Genomic DNA, 2464 nt, shown 5'->3' on the forward strand with positions numbered 1-2464 from the left:
AAAGCCCTGACAAAACGTAATGGTGGAAAACCGTTATCTATGGTCATAAAAAAGCTAAACCCGCTTCTAAGGGGCTTTAGTCAATACTTTCGAATAGCGAACATTAAGAAAGAGTTCCAAAAAATTTCGAGGTGGTTAAGGCGAAGACTAAGAAGTATTCAGCTAAGACTGTGGAAGAAAGCGACGAAACTGCATCGTAAGCTGAAACAGCGGGGTTACAAACCGCCGTTCAAGTTTATTCAGAGTAAGCGTGTACCGAAGTACATCTAGCTTTTTTTAAGGTCAACATTCCAAGGAAGTAGTGATTCAATATCTTGTGGTGATTTTGCCAATTGCTCTAAGCAGTGGTTGATGTAATCAAATGGTACAAGTCCATTAGCTTTTGCCGTTTCTATCATACTGTAAAGCATGGCGCTGGTTTCAGCACCATTATGATTAACATTAAACAGCCAGTTTTTGCGGCCAATGACGAAGGGTTTTACTGCTCGCTCAGCGCGATTGTTATCGATATTCAGCAAACCGTCATCAAGGTATCTAAGCAATTTATCCCATTGGTTCAAGTTGTAAGTGATGGCTGTGCCAAGCTTACCCTTCTTTGATACTTGCAGTGCTGACTTATCTAGCCAGGCTTTAACGAGCGGAGCGAAAATCTCGGGGGCTTGCCCCCGTGCTGTATAGTGTAGACTGGGCGGCTCCCAGTCTATATTATCCTGTATATGGAGCTTCAAAGAAATTCACATCACGTTTACCGATTAATGTATCACTTTGTATGGGTACCAAAGTATCGTCGCAAAGTGTTTACAGAACCTTATCGTGAGACACTCAAGTCGATTATTTACAAAATTGGCTACGATTATGAAATAGATATTGTAGAACTAGAAATACCAGTTTATCACATTCATATGGTTGTAAGGGGTGTTCCTAAGATGTCTCCAAGTGATGTGATGCAAATAATAAAAAGTATTTCAGCTAGACAATTTTTCAAATTTTACCCAGAAATTAAGCGAAGATATTTTTGGGGAGGAAAGCTTTGGACTCAGAGCTATTTTGTTGAAACGATAGGTAATGCAACTGAAGAAGTAATCAGAAAGTATGTTCAAGATCAATTGGTAGAGCTAGACAAAAAATAGAAAAGTGCAGATCAGCTTGGACTGTTCAAATAAAACTCGGTTGCTTGCGGCCGAGTTCCTTTATCTGGCGAGTCGATACCTGAGCAGTACACCCAAATATACGACTTATGACGCTCATCATTGATGACTTTTAATGTGGTTTCATCGGCTTGCAACACGGGTTGTGATAATAATATTTCGTGCAGGCGTTTATACAGTGGTTTGAATAAGGCTCCGCATTTCATCATCCAGTCCGACATGGTTCGACGACTGATTTCGATACCATGTTGCTTGAACATGGTTTCTTATCGATACAGTGGCAGTGCATATTGATATTTACTGGTGATGATTTGACTAAGCAAGCTTGGTGTCGCATACCCTTTAGGGATTGGGCAGCTTGGTACTGGCGCTTGTTTTATGTTGCTTTGCGTGCCTTGTTTTTCGCAGTGTTGGCAGCTGTACTTTAAACGAACATGTTCAATAACTCTGACGATTGCGGGGATAAACTCAAGCTTTTCGCTGATATCTTGCCCCATTTTCACCAGTTGATGACCGCAACACTCACACTGCTTTTCATCGTCATCGATATCATGAATTTCTTGCTTACGAGGCAAGTTTTTCGGCAGCGGCTGACGCTTAGGTTGTCTTTTTTTACCAGAGTTTGTCGATGGATCAGTTTCACTGTCATCTGAGTTATCTTCATCTGGATTATCAACTGATGCTTCAGCCTCATTGAACAACTCGCCTTGATCAGGATGAGTTTCACTGCTGCGTCCAAACTGCTTATTCTGAGCCAATCGAAATTGCTTTAACAGGCATTGATAAGATTCAAGCAGCTTGGCAATTTTACCGTCTTTAGCTTCAAGTTCAGTATCTTTAGCTTCAAGCAACGCCTGTTGCTCCAGCAATAATTGCTGAAGTAAAGCGATGTCATTAGGTAACGTTTGAACTCGTGTTTTCATGTCACTTTTTTATCAAATACGTCGATAAAATAGGCGCTATCACTGATCTAATTTATGGAATTATCATTCACTCAGGCGATCAATCAACTGTAACATTCAATATGGACAACTTGATGCCCAAGGACATCAAAGCCAGAGAGTAGCCATTGTAGCTGTTGCTCTGATAACACCAATTGTTCAGACTCGATTTTTTGCGGCCATTTAAACTTGTCTCGCTCAAGGCGTTTGTACCAAAGGGCAAACCCTGTTTTGGGTGTAGATCCTTTAGAACGACGAATATTATTAAAAGATCATTAATTATCAGTGTGATAGCTTAAATATATAGTGCGAAAGGAGCAATTTCATAGTACTTATTAGTTCTGACACACAATAAGTCTACAAAAAGGCTCCCTT

6 protein-coding genes are annotated in these 2464 nt (G+C 40.4%); 2 read left to right on the plus strand and 4 right to left on the minus strand.

All coding sequences use genetic code 11. From position 1 onward, the window contains the following. Positions 1–270, plus strand: a 270-nt coding sequence (locus JQC92_RS21795) for a group II intron maturase-specific domain-containing protein (protein WP_276315832.1), incomplete at its 5' end; no start/stop codon positions are given. On the opposite strand, the gene JQC92_RS21800 is transcribed toward JQC92_RS21795, so the two are convergent. Next, positions 267–734, minus strand: coding sequence for an IS66 family transposase (locus JQC92_RS21800; RefSeq protein ID WP_420851339.1), 468 nt, complete (start codon positions 732–734; stop codon positions 267–269). The two genes, JQC92_RS21795 and JQC92_RS21800, sit on opposite strands and share 4 nt — an antisense overlap. Before the next feature lie 21 nt (positions 735–755). On the opposite strand from JQC92_RS21800, the gene tnpA reads away from it, so the two are divergent. Beyond that, positions 756–1130: an IS200/IS605 family transposase gene (gene tnpA / locus JQC92_RS21805; RefSeq protein WP_239480681.1), complete on the plus strand. Its 375-nt coding sequence runs from the start codon at positions 756–758 to the stop codon at positions 1128–1130. Positions 1131–1141: 11 nt separating this feature from the next. Here the strand turns inward: tnpA and JQC92_RS23110 are convergent, their stop codons facing one another. The 3 genes from JQC92_RS23110 to tnpB all read right to left on the minus strand — a co-directional run bounded on the left by JQC92_RS23110 (position 1142) and on the right by tnpB (position 2349). Further along, entirely contained in the window at positions 1142–1408 is a 267-nt protein-coding gene (locus JQC92_RS23110) for an IS66 family transposase (RefSeq protein ID WP_205001632.1), read from the minus strand. A 6-nt stretch (positions 1409–1414) separates the two neighbouring features. Next, the gene (locus tag JQC92_RS21815; RefSeq protein WP_205001633.1) at positions 1415–2071 is read right to left on the minus strand and encodes an IS66 family transposase zinc-finger binding domain-containing protein; all 657 of its coding nucleotides are present in this window, start codon (positions 2069–2071) and stop codon (positions 1415–1417) included. Between the two features lie 83 nt (positions 2072–2154). Then, positions 2155–2349 (minus strand): IS66 family insertion sequence element accessory protein TnpB, encoded by a 195-nt coding sequence (gene tnpB / locus JQC92_RS23360; protein ID WP_205001634.1) that lies wholly within the window; start codon positions 2347–2349, stop codon positions 2155–2157. Positions 2350–2464: the final 115 nt, after the last annotated feature.

It is taken from the genome of Parashewanella hymeniacidonis (genome assembly GCF_016900895.1).
Taxonomy (GTDB): domain Bacteria; phylum Pseudomonadota; class Gammaproteobacteria; order Enterobacterales; family Shewanellaceae; genus Parashewanella; species Parashewanella hymeniacidonis.